13 protein-coding genes are annotated in these 14,618 nt (G+C 72.0%); 12 read left to right on the top strand and 1 reads right to left on the bottom strand.

The annotated features are described in order from the left end of the window. The 4 genes from PHA29_RS06340 to PHA29_RS06325 form a co-directional block, all read left to right on the top strand. Positions 1 to 1,851: ComEC/Rec2 family competence protein (locus PHA29_RS06340; RefSeq protein ID WP_270848707.1), on the top strand; the 1,851-nt coding region annotated here is incomplete at its 5' end. Positions 1,852 to 1,891: 40 nt separating this feature from the next. After that, complete coding sequence (holA, locus tag PHA29_RS06335; RefSeq protein ID WP_270404265.1) at positions 1,892 to 2,863, top strand: DNA polymerase III subunit delta; 972 nt, start codon at positions 1,892 to 1,894, stop codon at positions 2,861 to 2,863. A gap of 169 nt (positions 2,864 to 3,032) precedes the next feature. Further along, positions 3,033 to 3,548, top strand: coding sequence for a helix-turn-helix domain-containing protein (locus PHA29_RS06330; RefSeq protein WP_270848705.1), 516 nt, complete (start codon positions 3,033 to 3,035; stop codon positions 3,546 to 3,548). Further along, positions 3,497 to 4,408 (top strand): IS3 family transposase, encoded by a 912-nt coding sequence (locus PHA29_RS06325; protein WP_270848709.1) that lies wholly within the window; start codon positions 3,497 to 3,499, stop codon positions 4,406 to 4,408. Before PHA29_RS06330 ends, PHA29_RS06325 begins: the two co-directional genes overlap by 52 nt. Positions 4,409 to 4,492: 84 nt before the next feature. Here the strand turns inward: PHA29_RS06325 and rpsT are convergent, their stop codons facing one another. After that, the gene (gene rpsT / locus PHA29_RS06320) at positions 4,493 to 4,756 is read right to left on the bottom strand and encodes a 30S ribosomal protein S20 (protein ID WP_270404267.1); all 264 of its coding nucleotides are present in this window, start codon (positions 4,754 to 4,756) and stop codon (positions 4,493 to 4,495) included. Between the two features lie 196 nt (positions 4,757 to 4,952). Here rpsT and lepA point away from each other — a divergent pair, with 196 nt between their 5' ends. From lepA to ybeY, 8 genes are all read left to right on the top strand, one after another. Then, the gene (gene lepA / locus PHA29_RS06315) at positions 4,953 to 6,761 is read left to right on the top strand and encodes a translation elongation factor 4 (RefSeq protein ID WP_270848703.1); all 1,809 of its coding nucleotides are present in this window, start codon (positions 4,953 to 4,955) and stop codon (positions 6,759 to 6,761) included. Positions 6,762 to 6,869: 108 nt separating this feature from the next. Beyond that, positions 6,870 to 7,904 (top strand): tRNA dihydrouridine synthase DusB, encoded by a 1,035-nt coding sequence (gene dusB, locus PHA29_RS06310; protein WP_270848701.1) that lies wholly within the window; start codon positions 6,870 to 6,872, stop codon positions 7,902 to 7,904. Positions 7,905 to 8,027: 123 nt separating this feature from the next. Next, on the top strand, positions 8,028 to 9,242 hold the full coding sequence (locus tag PHA29_RS06305) for a coproporphyrinogen-III oxidase family protein (RefSeq protein ID WP_270848699.1): 1,215 nt from the start codon (positions 8,028 to 8,030) through the stop codon (positions 9,240 to 9,242). A 168-nt stretch (positions 9,243 to 9,410) separates the two neighbouring features. Beyond that, the gene (locus PHA29_RS06300) at positions 9,411 to 10,511 is read left to right on the top strand and encodes a DnaJ domain-containing protein (protein WP_270575378.1); all 1,101 of its coding nucleotides are present in this window, start codon (positions 9,411 to 9,413) and stop codon (positions 10,509 to 10,511) included. 165 nt (positions 10,512 to 10,676) lie between these two features. Further along, on the top strand, positions 10,677 to 11,825 hold the full coding sequence (dnaJ, locus tag PHA29_RS06295) for a molecular chaperone DnaJ (protein WP_270848697.1): 1,149 nt from the start codon (positions 10,677 to 10,679) through the stop codon (positions 11,823 to 11,825). Between the two features lie 6 nt (positions 11,826 to 11,831). Further along, positions 11,832 to 13,106, top strand: a complete 1,275-nt coding sequence (locus PHA29_RS06290) for a MiaB/RimO family radical SAM methylthiotransferase (protein WP_270848695.1) — start codon at positions 11,832 to 11,834, stop codon at positions 13,104 to 13,106. A gap of 7 nt (positions 13,107 to 13,113) precedes the next feature. Continuing rightward, positions 13,114 to 14,121 carry a PhoH family protein gene (locus PHA29_RS06285; protein WP_270848693.1) on the top strand — a complete coding sequence of 336 codons (1,008 nt, stop codon included), beginning with the start codon at positions 13,114 to 13,116 and terminating at the stop codon, positions 14,119 to 14,121. Further along, the gene (ybeY, locus tag PHA29_RS06280; protein ID WP_270405239.1) at positions 14,102 to 14,611 is read left to right on the top strand and encodes an rRNA maturation RNase YbeY; all 510 of its coding nucleotides are present in this window, start codon (positions 14,102 to 14,104) and stop codon (positions 14,609 to 14,611) included. Before PHA29_RS06285 ends, ybeY begins: the two co-directional genes overlap by 20 nt. Positions 14,612 to 14,618 lie beyond the last annotated feature (7 nt).

Raw genomic sequence — 14,618 nt, 5'->3', positions numbered from 1 at the left:
CGGGGCGAGGTCCTGCGCGCGGTCGGCCGCGCGAAGGCGCTCGACGGCAGCACGTGGGCCCGCTCGCGCCTCATGCGCGGGGAGGTGGCGCAGCTGACGGTCGTCCGCGTCCTCGAGCGCCCCCCGTCGCGGGCGCCCGATCCGCTCGGAGCGCTGCGCTCCGGGGTCCTTGCGGCCATCGAGCCGCGGCGCTCGCCCGCCCGGGCGCTGATCGCCGGGGCGGTCTGCGGGGACGACTCCGCGCTCGACGGGACCGCGGCGGCGGACGACTTCGCCGCCGCGGGGCTCTCGCATCTCGTCGCCGTGTCCGGCGGCCATCTCGTGCTCGTGGCGGCCCTCCTGCAGCGGGTCCTGCAGCGGGCGCGTGCCCCCGTCGGCGCGCGCAACGCCGGGCTCGCCGCCGCCATGACGGCCTACGTCGTCTTCTGCGGCTGCACCCCCTCCGCCGTCCGTTCGGCGGCCATGGCATGCATGGGGCTCGCCGCCGGGGCGGGCGGCCGGCGCGCCCACAGCCTCTCGGCGCTCGCGCTCACCTGCGCGGGGTTCGCCGCCATCGACCCGGGCGCGGTGTTCGACCTCGGGTTCCAGCTCTCGGCGGCAAGCGTCCTGTTCATCGCGGTGTTCGGTCGCTACCTGTCATTCCTGCTGGCGCGGACGGGTATCCCGCACGGCGTGTCCGAGGCGCTCTCCCTCACCCTGGCCGCCCAATGGGCGACGCTGCCGCTCACCCTGCCCGCCTTCGGCACGCTCTCGCTCGTGGCGCCGCTCGCCAACCTCGTCTGCGGGCCGCTCATGAGCGCGATGCTCGTCTGCGGGCTCGCGACCGCCCCTGCGGCCGCCGCGGTCCCGGCGCTGTCCTGCCTGCTCGCGGTCCCCGAGGCGCTCGCGCAGCTGTCGGTCTTCGCCGCCACGGTCCTGGCCGACCTGCCGTACGCCTCGATCCCCTTCTCCGCGTCCGCGGCCGGCGCCGCGGCGGCGCTCTACCTGCCCGCGCTCGCCGTGTTCCTCGCCTGGCGGCCTTGGAGCCCGCGCGCGGTCTCGGCGCTCGCCGGCGCCCTGGTCGCCGCGGGGGCGGGGTGGGTCGGGTACTGGACGCTCGCCGCCCCGCCCCGCGTGACGGTGATGGACGTCGGCCAGGCGGACTCCATCCTGGTGCGCGACGGCGCCTCCTCGCTGCTCGTGGACGCCGGGGTCGACGAGCGGGTGGTCGACGCCCTCGCGCGCAACCGCGTCTACCGCCTCGACGCGGTGGTCGTCACCCACTGGGACGCCGACCATTGGGGAGGCCTTCCCGACCTGCTCGCGGCGGTCGACGTCGGGGCGCTCTACGTCGCGCGCGGCGCCGCCGGGTCCGCGCCGCCGGAGCTCCTGCAGGCGCTGCCCTGCGAGATCTCCGAGCTCGGGTACGGCGACCGCCTGGCGGTCGGGGGCTTCTCCTGCCGGGTGGTGTGGCCGCGCGCCCCGGTGGCAGGGGAGGAGAACGCCGAGTCCCTCGTCCTGGACGTGCGCTACCGCGACGGGGGCCGTGCGCTGTCCGTGCTGCTGACCGGCGACGCCGAGGCCCCCGAGGCCGAGCGCTTCGCACCCGAGGTGGGCGATATCGACGTGCTCAAGCTCGGGCACCACGGCTCGGCCGCCTCGGTGGACGCCTCCGTGCTCTCGGTGCTCGGCCCCGAGGTCGCCGTCGCGAGCGCGGGGGAGGGCAACGCCTACGGGCATCCCGCGCCCGCCTGCACGCAGGCGGTGGCCGCCTGCGGCGCGCGCTTCCTGTGCACGATCGATGCCGGCGACGTGGAGCTCGCCCCCGCCGAGGCCGGCGTCGGCGTGTCGGCCGGGCGCGGGGCGGGGTAGAATAGGGGCCTGCAAGACGAAGCGAAGGAGGGTCCGCGCGATGGCCGAGACCGCACTGCTGCCCGCCTACCTGATCGTGGGCGCCGACGAGTACAAGCGCTCGCGCGCCGTGGAGCGCATGAAGGCGCGGCTCGATGAGAGCGGCATGGCGGCGTTCAACCTCGACGAGCGCGATATGACCCGCGACCCCGCCATCGACGACATCGTCGCCTCCCTGAACACCTTCCCCATGGGCGCCCCCTTCCGGCTCGTGATCCTGAACGGCTGCGACAAGCTGCCCAAAGCCGTGAGCGAGCCGATCGTCTCCTACCTGGCCGACCCGGCGCCCTCGACGGTCTGCCTGATCGTGGCGTCCTCGCTCGCCAAGAACACGCGCCTGTACAAGGCGGTGGCGAAGATCGGTGCGAAGGCCGTGGTGGACTGCGCGCCCAAGAAGGCATGGGAGATGCCCAAGCAGGTGGTCGCGATGGCGCGCGCGCACGGCAAGGCGATGGGGCTGCCTGCGGCCGAGGAGCTCGTGAGCCGTGCGGGCGAGGCGTCCCGCATGCTCGACAACGAGCTCGCGCGCCTGGCGCAGATGGTCGAGGGGCCCGAGATCACGGTGGCCGACGTCGAGCGCCTCGTGATGCGGACGGCCGAGGTGAAGCCGTGGGACTTCCTGAACGCCGTCTCCGCGCGCGACCTCCCGCGAGCCCTCGAGCTTTTGGCGCTGCAGCCGGACCGCAGCGAGGTGCGGCTCTACTCCCTGCTCGTGGGGAGGCTGCGCGAGCTCATCGTCGCCAAGGCGCTCGACGCCCGCGGCGCGGGGCGCGAGCTCGCCTCCACCTTGGGGCTGCAGGGATGGCAGGTGAAGAACCATCTGGGTTGGGCGCGCCGCTGGCGCATGGAGGACCTCCTGGAGGGCCTCTCGGGCGCCGCCGAGGTGGAGCTCGCCCTCAAGGGCTCGCGGGACTCGGCGCTCGCCCTGCGCATGTGGGTCATCTCCCTATGCCGGCGCCCCGCCCGCGGCTGACCGGCAGCGCCCCGATCGCGGCGCCGGGGCCCCTCGGCTCGGATCCGACGGGGACCGCCCGGCCGCACCCCGACCGCGGCATCGGCATGAAAAAAGCCCCGCTTCCGAAGTGAACTGCCTCCCATTTCTTGGACATGGAAATAGAAGTCCGAGAGATGGGAGGCTTTCCATGCACGTCGACCTGCGGTGCAGGCACGACCGCAAGCTCAGGGAGCTCGCCGCCGATATGTTCGCGGAGGGGCGGGGGCGGGGATCTGTTGCCAAGGTCCTCGGGATTCCGGAGGAGGCCGTGAGAAAATGGCAGCAGACGTACCGGTCCGTGGGGAGGGACGGCCTGCTGAACATGGGCAAGACGCACGCTAGATACGGCTTTGAGACCAAGGTCGCCGCGGCCAGCGCCGTGGTCGACGGCGGCATGGCCAAGGCCGAGGCGATGGCGCGCTACGGGATAGCGAGCCTCTCGCCGCTGAAGCAGTGGTGTCGCCTCTACCGCGAGGGCGGGGCCGAGGCGCTCAGGCCCAGGCCGAAGGGCAGGCCGAGGGGGTCGGGCGCCGGGGCAGCGCCGATGACCCGCGAGCAGGAGCTCGAGCGCGAGGTCAGGCGGCTCGAGGCCGAGGTGGCGTACCTAAAAAAATCGATAGCCCTGAAGGCGGAGCTGCGCTCCCGAGCCGGGAGAAGGCCCTAGCGGTCGCCGAGCTTTCAGGGCAGGGACACGACCTCGCCGACCTGCTGGGGGCCGCCGGGCTCGCCAGGTCGAGCTACTACTACGCGCTCGCGCACCCGAAGAAGCCGACCAGGCCGGAGCTCCGGCCGAGGGTCGCCGAGATATTCGGCAGGCTCCCCAACGGCGTGGGCCACCGGCAGATAGCGATGGAGCTGCGCGCCGTGGACGGCGCGAGGATAGCCGACAAGACGGTGCTCAAGATGATGCGCGAGATGGGGCTGCGCTGCGGGATCAGGCGCGAGACCGACCACCACAGGTACAGCTCGTACAGGGGGGAGGTCGGCGATACCTTCGAGAACGTGCTCGGCCGGGACTTCGCCGCCGACGGCCCGTGGCAGAAGATGGGCACCGACGTCACGGAGTTCAGGCTCTCCTTCGGCAAGGCCTACCTCGCGCCGGTCTACGACTTCGGCAGCAAGGAGATAGTGGCGCACTCCATATCCCTGCACCCGGACCTCGCCCAGCAGGGGGAGATGCTGGACATGCTCGAGGCCGCCATGCCCGAGGGCGCTGCGCCGGTCATGCAGATGGACATGGGGTGGCAGTACCAGCACCCGTCCTTCACGGGGAGGCTGCGCGGCATGGGCGTCACCCAGAGCATGTCGCGCAAGGGCAACTGCATCGACAACGGAGCCACCGAGCAGGTCTTCGGCCACATCAAGGACGAGTTCCTCCGCGGGCGCGACTGGGACGACTTCGAGTCGTTCAAGCGCGACCTCGAGGAGTACATCATCCACTGGAACACGAGAAGGCGCCAGGTGAAGCTGAAGGGCCTGACCCCGGTGGAGTTCCGGGAGCAGGCCCTTCGGAAGGCTGCCTAGCGGCTATGATTTAACGCGTCCAGGTTTTGGGACGCAGTTCAAAGGGGAAGCGGGGCTCGACAAAGCAGTTCGCAGAAGCGAGCGCTACTCCATGGTGTTGACCAGGTGCTGCACGCCGGACTTGCGGTTGGCGGCCTGGTTCTTGTGGATGACGCCCTTGGCCACGGCCTTGTCGAGCGCGCGGCAGGCGCGCGTGGCGGCGGCGGAGGCAGCGGCCTTGTCGCCGGCCTCGACGGCGGCGCGGACGTGCTTGATCAGCGTCTTGAGCTCGGAGCGGACCGCCTTGTTGCGGACGCGGGCGATCTCGGCGGTGCGGATGCGCTTCTTCTGAGACTTGATGTTTGCCACTTGCGGAGTTCCTTTCGATGCTTGATAAGTTATAACTTATCCGGCCTCTGAGACACGGTGAGGTCACAACTTGTGGAGTATAGCACGCACCCGCAGGTCAGGAAAGCGCAAATGCTATGGATTAGGCGTGTTGCTCACGAGATGTGCACGACCGCGCGGTCGCGGTCGGCAGGGGGTATCGGGTATCATGGGGCGCATGGATACACAGAGCATCTCCCACATCAGGAACTTCTCCATCGTCGCCCACATCGACCATGGCAAGTCGACCATCTCCGACCGCATCCTCGAGCTCACCCACACCGTGGCCGAGCGCGATATGGAGTCGCAGCTGCTCGACTCGATGGACATCGAGCGCGAGCGCGGCATCACCATCAAGAGCAACGCGGTGCGCGTCGCCTACACGGCCGACGACGGGGAGACCTACCAGTTCAACCTCATCGACACGCCGGGGCACGTGGACTTCACCTACGAGGTCTCCCGCTCGCTGGCGGCCTGCGAGGGCGCCGTGCTCGTCGTCGACGCCACGCAGGGCGTCGAGGCGCAGACGGTCTCCAACGCGAACCTCGCCATGAACGCGAACCTCGACATCGTGCCCGCCATCAACAAGATCGACCTCCCCTCCGCGCATCCCGACGAGGTCAAGCTGGAGATCGAGGACGAGCTCGCCATCCCCGCCGACGACGCGGTGTGCGTGTCCGGCAAGACCGGCGAGGGCATCCACGACCTGCTCGAGGCCATCGTCTTTCTGGTCTCCCCGCCGAGCGGCGATGCCGACGCGCCGCTCAAGGCGCTGATCCTCGACTCGTACTTCGACGAGTACCGCGGCGTGGTGGCCACGGTCCGCGTCTTCGACGGGCGCATCCGCCGCGGCGACCAGCTGCATATGATGGCGGGCGGCGAGGACTTCCTCGTCGACGGCGTGGGCGTGAAGCGCCCCGCCGAGACCCTGGTCGACGAGCTGTCGGTGGGCGAGGTCGGCTTCGTGGTCACGGGCCTCAAGGACCCCGAGGCCGTGCGCGTCGGCGACACCCTGACCTACCGCGACCGCCCCTGCGCCGAGCCCTGCCCGGGCTACCGCGAGGCCAAGCCCATGGTCTACACCGGCATCTTCCCCATCGACAACAAGGACTACGAGAACCTGCGCGACGCGCTCGAGAAGCTCCACGTGAACGACCCCTCGCTCACCTGGAGCCCCGAGACCTCGGTGGCCCTCGGCTTCGGGTTCCGCGTCGGCTTCCTCGGCCTGCTCCACATGGAGGTCGTCAAGGAGCGCCTCGAGCGCGAGTTCGGCCTCGCGCTGATCGCCACGAGCCCGAGCGTCGACTACCACGTCTACAAGACCGACGGGACCATGGTCGAGGTCCGCAGCCCGCAGGACCTCCCGGACGTCACGCGCATCGAGCGGATCGAGGAGCCCTACCTCGCCGCGAAGGTCATCGTCCCGCCGGATTACACCGGCGCGGTCATGCAGCTCGCCATCGAGCACCGCGGCATCATGACCGACATGGTCCACCTCTCCGGGAAATCGGTCGAGATGCGCTTCGACGTGCCGCTCGCCGAGCTCATCTTGGACTTCTTCGACCAGCTCAAGAGCCGTACCAAGGGCTACGCGAGCCTCGATTACGAGTTCTCGGACTACCGCCCGAGTGAGCTCGTGAAGCTCGATATCCTGCTGTCCGGCGACGACGTCGACGCGCTGTCGTTCATCGTCCACAAGGACAAGGCCTACGCGCTGGCGCGCGGCCTGTGCGACAAGCTGAAGGAGATCATCCCGCGCCAGCAGTTCGAGGTCCCCATCCAGGGTGCGATCGGCAACAAGATCATCGCGCGCTCCACCGTGAAGGCCGTCCGCAAGGACGTGCTCGCCAAGTGCTACGGCGGCGACATCTCGCGCAAGCGCAAGCTGCTCGAGAAGCAGAAGGAGGGCAAGAAGCGCATGAAGGCCATCGGCACGGTCGAGGTGCCCCAGGAGGCCTTCCTGGCCATCCTCAAGGTGGACGAATAGCGCGCCGGGCCGCCCGGAGCGGCGCGTGCCCGCACGCGGGTGCGCGCCCCGACCGCGGGGCGGCCCCGTATGCCCGGTCCGGCCTGCACATCGGGGGTAAGGAGTCCCATGTCCCATTCGGATGCGCTGCGGGCGCGCTACGCCCGGCAGCCCTTTCTCATGGCGCCCATGGCGGGCGTGACCGATGCCGCCTACCGCATCATGATGCGCCGTCACGGCGCCGAGCTCGCCTACAGCGAGATGGTGAGCGTGGCCGGGCTCGCCTATGCGAGCGAGCGGACCTGGGAGCTCGTCCTTCCCGCCGACGAGGAGCCCGATATCGCCGTGCAGCTGTTCGGCAGCAAGCCGGAGCAGTTCGCGGGCGCCGTCGAGGCGGTCGAGGAGCGGGTGGGCGACCGCCTGGCGCTGATCGACATCAACATGGCGTGCCCCGCGCGCAAGGTCGTCACCAAGGGCGAGGGCTCCGCCCTGATGAACGACCCCGCGCTCGCCGCGCGCATCGTGCGGGCCGCGGTCGGCCGGGCGCATGTGCCCGTGACGGCCAAGATCCGCATCGGGTTCGCCGCGGGCGAGCGGGTCGCGCCGGATTTCGCCGCGGCGCTCGAGGACGCGGGGGTCGCCGCGGTCGCCGTGCACGGGCGCACCGCCAAGCAGCTCTACACGGGGTCCGCGGACTGGACGGTGATCGACGAGGTCGCCGCGCGCGTGGGCGTCCCGGTGGTCGGGTCGGGCGACGTCTTCTCCGCCGAGGACGCGGTGCGCATGCTCGAGCGGACGGCGGCGAGCGCCGTCTTCATCGCCCGCGGGACGTACGGCAACCCCTGGGTGTTCGAGGACGCCCGCGCCCTCGCCCTCGAGGGGCGCCCGGTCCCGCCGCGCGGCCACCGCGAGCGGCTCGACGCGCTGCGCGAGCACCTGGCGCTCACCCATCGGCTGGTCCCGCGCGCCATGGCCCGGGCGCGCACGTACGCCACCTGGTACCTGAAGGGCATGCCGCACGCCGCCGCCTGGCGCGGGCGCGTGGTGAGATGCGATTCCTACGAGGACTTCCGCGCCCTCGTGGACGAGATCGAAGCCGACGTCGAGGCCTGCGACCGCGCGCTCGCCGCAGGCGAGCCCGTCCCGCCCGCCCCTATGGGCTGAGATGCCCCTCCCGCCGGGCGGCGGCGCGCCCCCGGCGGTCTCGCCCGCCCCGCCGACTGCCCGCCGGACGCGCGGTCGGCAGGGCGGCGGCCGGCGTGAACCCGCGATCGGAGGTGGTGCCCCATGGCGCCCGAGGCCCTCTACATACACGTCCCGTACTGCGCGTCGAAGTGCCTGTACTGCGACTTCGACTCCCGCTCCTGCCGCGACGCCGCGGCGCTCGACCGCTACGCCGCGCAGCTCTCCGGCTGCCTGCGCGCCTTGGGCGAGCGCGGCGCCCTCGCGGGCTGCCGCACCGCGTACCTGGGCGGGGGCACCCCCTCGCTTTTGGGCGACCGCCTGCCGGGCATCGTCCGGCTCGTGCGCGCCTGCTGCCCGCGCCTCGTCGAGCTCACCTGCGAGGCGAACCCCGAGTCGATGGGGGACGGGCTCGCGGGCGCCCTCGCCGCCGCCGGGGCGACGCGCGTGTCGCTCGGCGTCCAGAGCCTCGACGACCGCGAGCTGCGCGCCCTCGGGCGCCTGCATTCGTCCTCCCGCGCGCTCGACGCGCTCGACGCCGTGCGCGCAGCGGGGCTCGACGCGTCGATCGACCTGATGTGCGGGATCCCGCATCAGACGCCTGACAGCTGGCGGGCCACCCTCGAGGCGGCGGTCGAGGCGGGGGCGGGGCATGTCTCGGTGTACCCTCTGACCATCGAGGAGGGCACCCCCTTCGCGCGCAGGGTCGCCGCCGGCGCGCTCCCCGAGCCGGATGAGGACCTCCAGGCATGGTGCATGGAGGAGGCCCGCCGGGTCCTCGGCGCGGCCGGGCTCGCGCCCTACGAGGTGGCGAGCTACGCGCTGCCGGGCAAGGAGTGCCGCCACAACATCGCCTACTGGACGGGCGTCCCGTATCTGGGGCTCGGTCGTTCCGCAGCCAGCATGTTCGACGCCGACGCGTACCGGTCGCTGCGCGGGGCCCTGGGGCTGCCCGCGGCGGGCGCGCGCGCATCGAGGCTGCGGTTCGTGCAGCTCGGCGACGGGTTCCCCCTCCCGCCGGCGCCTGCCGGGGACGGGCCGGGATACGAGGTCGAGGAGCTCGACGCCGCGGAGGCGGCGGCCGAGGACCTGATGCTCGGCATGCGCATGACGCGCGGCGTGGACGAGGGGCTGCTCGCGCGTGCCGCGGACGTCCTGGGCGCGGCCCCCGTCGAGGCCGCGGTGCGCCGGGCGCTCGACCGCGGGCTCGCCGCGTGGCGGGAGGAGGGCCGCGGGCGCCGGCTCGCCCCCACCGAGCGGGGATGGCTCCAGGGCAACGAGCTCTTCTCGATCATGTGGGACCTGGCCTCGGTCGACTGACGGCGCGATCCGCCCGCGGCTGCGGGGCGGTGCGGCGCCGCATAATGCGACCCCCTGCGCCGCGCCCGCGGAACATCGGGAAGATGCAGGTATCGTGGGGCGCGCATAAGGTCGCGCCGGTTCGGTACAATAGGGCGACTGCACCGCTTCCGGGAGGTACCCCGCCACATGGCTACGATGAACGAGAAGGACTACTACGCGATCCTGGGCGTCTCCAAGGACGCCTCGGCCAAGGAGATCCAGAAGGCCTTCCAGCAGAAGGCGCGCAAGCTCCACCCCGACGTCAACAAGGCGCCGGACGCCGAGGAGCGCTTCAAGGAGGTCTCCGAGGCCTACGCGGTCCTCTCCGACGAGCAGAAGCGCGCCCGCTACGACGCCATGCGCTCCGGCAACCCCTTCGCCGGGGCCGCCCCGTCCGCCTCTCCCTACGGGGGCGGGTACGGCGGCGGGTACGCGGGGGGCGACCCCTTCGGCGGCGGCTTCCCCTTCGGGGGGTACGCCCAGCGCCGGCGGAGCGGCTCGGCCTTCAACCCGGAGACCGGCGCCGACGTCGTGGTCGATATCGACCTCACCGCCGAGCAGGCGCGCTCCGGGGCGCGGCGGGCGGTCAAGTACCGCCGCTACGAGCCCTGCGACCGCTGCCACGGCACGGGCTCGGTCTCGAGCGAGTCGGCCCACACCTGCCCCTCGTGCGGCGGCACCGGCGCGGTCGAGGTCGACCTGTCGTTCCTGTTCGGCGCGGGCACCTTCCAGACCGTCTGCCCCGAGTGCGGCGGCTCCGGCCGCGTCATCTCCGACCCCTGCCCCGACTGCGGCGGGTCGGGCCGCACCCCGGTGGTCACCGAGGCCGTGGTGGAGTTCCCGGCCGGAACGCACGACGGGGACACCGTCCGCGTGAAGTCGATGGGGCACGCCGGCACCAACGGCGCCGCCGGGGGCGACCTGGTGGGCCGGGCGCGCGTCGCCGCCGAGCGCCTGGAGGGCCCGGCGAGCACCGGCTTCTACCTCGTGGGCTTCATGCTGCCGTTCCTCGTCTTCTCGGCCGCCTCCGGGACGATGTCCATGTTCGCCTTCCTGTGCCTCATCCCGTTCGCGATCGGCCTGTCCATGATCGTCCGCTCCGATCTGAGGGGCCGTGGCGCGACCTGGTGGAAGCGCGGGCTCGCCCAGGTCGTGAGCGGCTGCGTGAACGGCCTTCTGCTCGCGTTCGTCTCCGTGAGCTTCGCGTCGTGCTCGCGCGGCATGTTCATGGGGCCGTTCTCCTACTAGCGCCCCGTCCGCACCGCGCCGCGGCAACCCGCCGTCCCCGCGCCCGCGTGCGGGTGCGGATCTCGGGGATTGCGCGCCGGGGGAGTTGGGTATATCTTCGCAGGGCCGCGTTCGGCCCCATAGCTCGCTGCGTTATACGGATGATCGTCGGGAGGGACTGTTCTCGTGTCGGATAAGAGGGATTACTACGAGGTGCTGGGCGTCGACCGCGACGCCGACCAGCGCACGATCAAGCGCGCGTTCCTGAAGAAGGCGCGCGAGGTGCACCCGGATGTCTCCGACGACCCGGACGCCGAGGAGAAGTTCAAGGAGGTCAACGAGGCCTACTCCGTGCTCTCCGACGATCAGAAGCGCGCCAACTACGACCGGTACGGCACCGCCGAGGGGCCCGGCATGGGCTCCGGCTACGTGGACTTCTCCGACATCTTCGGCGGCATGGGCATGGACGACATCTTCTCGTCCTTCTTCGGCGGCGGTCCGTCCTCGTCCGCCCGCGCGGGCTCGCGCCGCAAGAACGGGCGCGACATGGCCGTGACCCTCACGGTGAGCCTGGAGGAGGCGGCGCGCGGCTGCACCAAGACCATCAGCTACGACCGCCTCGCCACCTGCGAGGACTGCCACGGCACCGGTGCGGCGGACGGGGCGAGCGAGAAGACCTGCCCGCGCTGCCACGGCACGGGGTTCGTCACGACCGTCCAGCGCTCCATCTTCGGCCAGGTCCAGTCCAGCTCCCCGTGCCCCGAGTGCCACGGAGAGGGGACGGTCATCGACCATCCCTGCGACATGTGCGCCGGGCAGGGCCGCACGCCCACCCACGAGAAGATCGACATCGAGGTGCCCGCCGGCATCGCGACCGGCCGCCAACTGCGCGTGCGCGGCTACGGCGAGGCCGGCCTGCGCGGCGCGTCGACCGGGGACCTGATCGTCACCGTCCAGGTGGCGGAGCACGACCGCTTCCAGCGCTCGGGCGACGACCTGTACTGCGAGGTGGACGTCCCCATGGCCGGCGCCGCGCTCGGCTGCACCGTCGAGGTCGAGGGGATCCTGCCCGACGAGCGCATCGAGGTCGAGGTGCCCGCGGGCACCCAGTACGGCGACGCCCTCACCGTCGAGGGCCGCGGCATGCCCCGTGCGGGCGGCGGCGGTTCGCGCGGCAGGCTCGTGGCGCGCGCCCGGGTGACGGTCCCGCGCCGCATGACGCCCGCCGCCCGCGAGGCCCTCGAGCGCTTCGCCGCCGAGATGGGCGAGTCCCACGCCCCCCGCAAGACCGTGGGCGACCGCATCCGCGACGCCATCGACGACATCCTGGAGTAAGCGCCCGTGCCCAAGCCCACCGCCTCCGTCGTGAACCTCGGTTGCCGCGTCAACCGCGTGGAGAGCGACCGCATCTCAGAGGACCTCCTCCGCATCGGCTTCGAGCTCACCGGGGAGCAGGACGCCGACCTCGTGGTCATCAACACCTGCGCCGTCACGGGGGAGGCCGAGGCCAAGACCCGCAAGGCGGTCCGCCATGCGCTGGGGCTCCCCCGCGCGCCGCGCGTCGTCGCCACGGGCTGCGCCGTGAGCCTCCATGCCGACGCCCTCGCCGCCCTCTCCGAACGCGTCAGCGCCGAGCCGGACAAGACGCGGGTCGCCGCGCTCGCCGCGCGCCTCGCCGGCCTTGATCCCGACGCCGCGCCCTTCGGCCGGTCGGGCTTCGTCTCGGGGCGCTCCCGCGTGGGGGTGAAGGTCCAGGACGGCTGCAACAACCGCTGCACCTACTGCATCGTGTGGAAGGCCCGCGGGCCGGAGCGCTCCGTCCCCGTCGACGAGGTCGTCGAGCAGGTGTCCGCCGTCTGCCGCGCCGGCATCCCCGAGGCGGTGCTCACAGGCGTCAACCTGGGGGCCTACGACGGGGAGGCCCCGGGCGGGCGCCGCGCGGACATCGCGGGGCTCATCGAGGCCATCCTCGGGCGCACGGACATCCTGCAGCTCAGGCTGTCGTCGGTCGAGCCCATGGACGCCGACGCCTCGCTCGCGCGCCTCATCGCGCGCTCGTCCGGGCGCGTCGCCCCCTTCCTGCACCTCCCGGTCCAGTCGGGGTCGAGCTCGGTGCTCCGCCGCATGGGCAGGCCCTACGATGCGGCGGGGTTCGAGCGCCTCGTCGCGCGCATCCGCGGGGAGCTGCCCCAGGTCGCCGTCTCCGGGGACCTGATCGTGGGCTTCCCCGGGGAGACGGACGAGGAGTTCGCCGAATCGCTCGCCTTCGTCGAGCGCGTCGGCTTCTCCCGCCTGCACGTGTTCCGCTACAGCGCGCGGCCCGGCACGCCGGCCGCCGAGATGCCCGACCAGGTTGATCCCCGCGTCATGGCGGAGCGGTCCGCGGCCATGCGGGCGCTCGCCGAGCGCTGCGCGCTGCGGGACGCCGCGTCACGCGTGGGCACCGTCGAGCGCGCGGTGATCGAGTACCCCGGTCGCGGCACGCTCGGCTCCTTCCACCGGGTCTCGGTCGAGGGGGCGGGCGATGCGCCGGCCGGGAGCCTGCTCGAGGTTGCTATCATGGGTGTCGACGGCGACGGGACCCTGCGCGGCCGCGCCGTGCGGCAGCTAGGCTAGGAGGAGCATGGACACGACCGCAGTTCGCCTGACCATCCCCGAGGGCGTCGAGCCCGCCCGCGTCACCGGCGCCGGCGACGCCGTCCTGCGCGCCGTCGAGGGCGCAACGACCGCGTCGGTCGTCGTGCGCGGCGACGCCATCTCGCTTTCGGGCACGCCCGACGAGGTCGAGCTCCTCACGCGCCTGTTCACGCACCTGATCAAGCTGGTCTCGGCCGGCGAGCAGCCCCGCGCCGCGGATGCGCTCCGCGCGCTCGAGGCCCTGCGCGCCGAGTCGGCGGACATCTCCGGGCTCACCGACGACATCCTGCTCACCTACCGCGGGCACGCCATCCGCCCCAAGACGCTCGGCCAGAAGCGCTACATCGACGCCATCCGGTCCAACACCGTCACCTTCTGCCTCGGCCCTGCGGGAACCGGCAAGACCTACCTCGCCATGGCGATTGCCGTCGCGGCGCTCAAGCGCCACGAGGTGGGGCGCATCGTGCTCACCCGCCCCGTGGTGGAGGCGGGGGAGAACCTGGGGTTCCTTCCCGGCACGCTGCAGGAGAAGGTCGACCCCTACGTGCGCCCGCTGTTCGACGCGCTGTTCGACATGATGGACATGGAGCGCGGCTACGCCCTCGTCGAACAGGGCATCATCGAGATCGCCCCGCTCGCCTACATGCGCGGGCGGACGCTGAACGACGCCGTGGTGGTGCTCGACGAGGCGCAGAACACCACGCCCGAGCAGATGAAGATGTTCCTCACCCGCCTGGGCTTCAACTCGAAGTTCATCATCACCGGCGACACCACCCAGCGCGACCTGCCGGGCCGGCGCGGCGGGCTGACCGATATCGAGGGGATCCTGGCCGGGGTGGACGACATCGCGTTCATCCACCTGAACCGCGCCGACGTCGTGCGCCATGCGCTCGTCGGCCGGATCGTGGAGGCCTACGACGCATATGAGGAAGCGCACGGGGCGGCGCCCCGCGCGAAGGGGGAAGGGGGCGGCCGTGGCCGTGCTCATCAGTAACGACGCCGGGCTGGACACGCTCATCGGCCCCGCCGAGATCGAGGCGGCCGTGCGCGCGACGCTCGCCGCGGAGGGGGTCGAGCGGCCCGTCGAGGTGTCGGTCTCGTTCGTCGACGCGCACGAGATGCAGGGGCTGAACCGCGCCTGGCGCGACATCGACGCGCCGACCGACGTGCTGTCCTTCGAGTGCGAGTCCCCCTTCGACGCCGACGTCCCCGACGGCGAGCCGGTCGAGCTGGGGGATGTGATCCTCGCCCCCGAGGTCATCTCCGCGCAGGCGGGAGGGTTCGGGTGCACGCCCGCCGAGGAGTGCCGGCTCATGCTCGTCCACGGCATGCTCCATCTTCTGGGCCACGACCACATGGCGGATGACGAGGCCCGCGCCATGGAGGACCGCGAGCTCGAGATCCTGCGCGCGCTCGCCCAAGATCGCGGCGAGGACCCCGACGCCGTGCGCATCGGCCCCACGACCCGTCACATCGACGACTGAGCGAGGT

The sequence above is a fragment of the Candidatus Collinsella stercoripullorum genome (genome assembly GCF_027669965.1).
GTDB lineage: Bacteria > Actinomycetota > Coriobacteriia > Coriobacteriales > Coriobacteriaceae > Collinsella > Collinsella stercoripullorum.
The sequence above is the reverse complement of the archived record's forward strand: the minus strand, read 5'-3'. Positions and strand labels throughout refer to the sequence as shown.

Excerpts from the sequence above, each read along its gene's own strand:
- holA (WP_270404265.1), top strand. The coding sequence starts at position 1,892 with ATGGCCGAGACCGCACTGCTGCCCGCCTACCTGATCGTGGGCGCCGAC.
- PHA29_RS06330 (WP_270848705.1), top strand. The coding sequence starts at position 3,033 with ATGCACGTCGACCTGCGGTGCAGGCACGACCGCAAGCTCAGGGAGCTC.
- lepA (WP_270848703.1), top strand. The coding sequence starts at position 4,953 with ATGGATACACAGAGCATCTCCCACATCAGGAACTTCTCCATCGTCGCC.
- dusB (WP_270848701.1), top strand. The coding sequence starts at position 6,870 with ATGTCCCATTCGGATGCGCTGCGGGCGCGCTACGCCCGGCAGCCCTTT.
- PHA29_RS06305 (WP_270848699.1), top strand. The coding sequence starts at position 8,028 with ATGGCGCCCGAGGCCCTCTACATACACGTCCCGTACTGCGCGTCGAAG.
- PHA29_RS06300 (WP_270575378.1), top strand. The coding sequence starts at position 9,411 with ATGGCTACGATGAACGAGAAGGACTACTACGCGATCCTGGGCGTCTCC.
- PHA29_RS06285 (WP_270848693.1), top strand. The coding sequence starts at position 13,114 with ATGGACACGACCGCAGTTCGCCTGACCATCCCCGAGGGCGTCGAGCCC.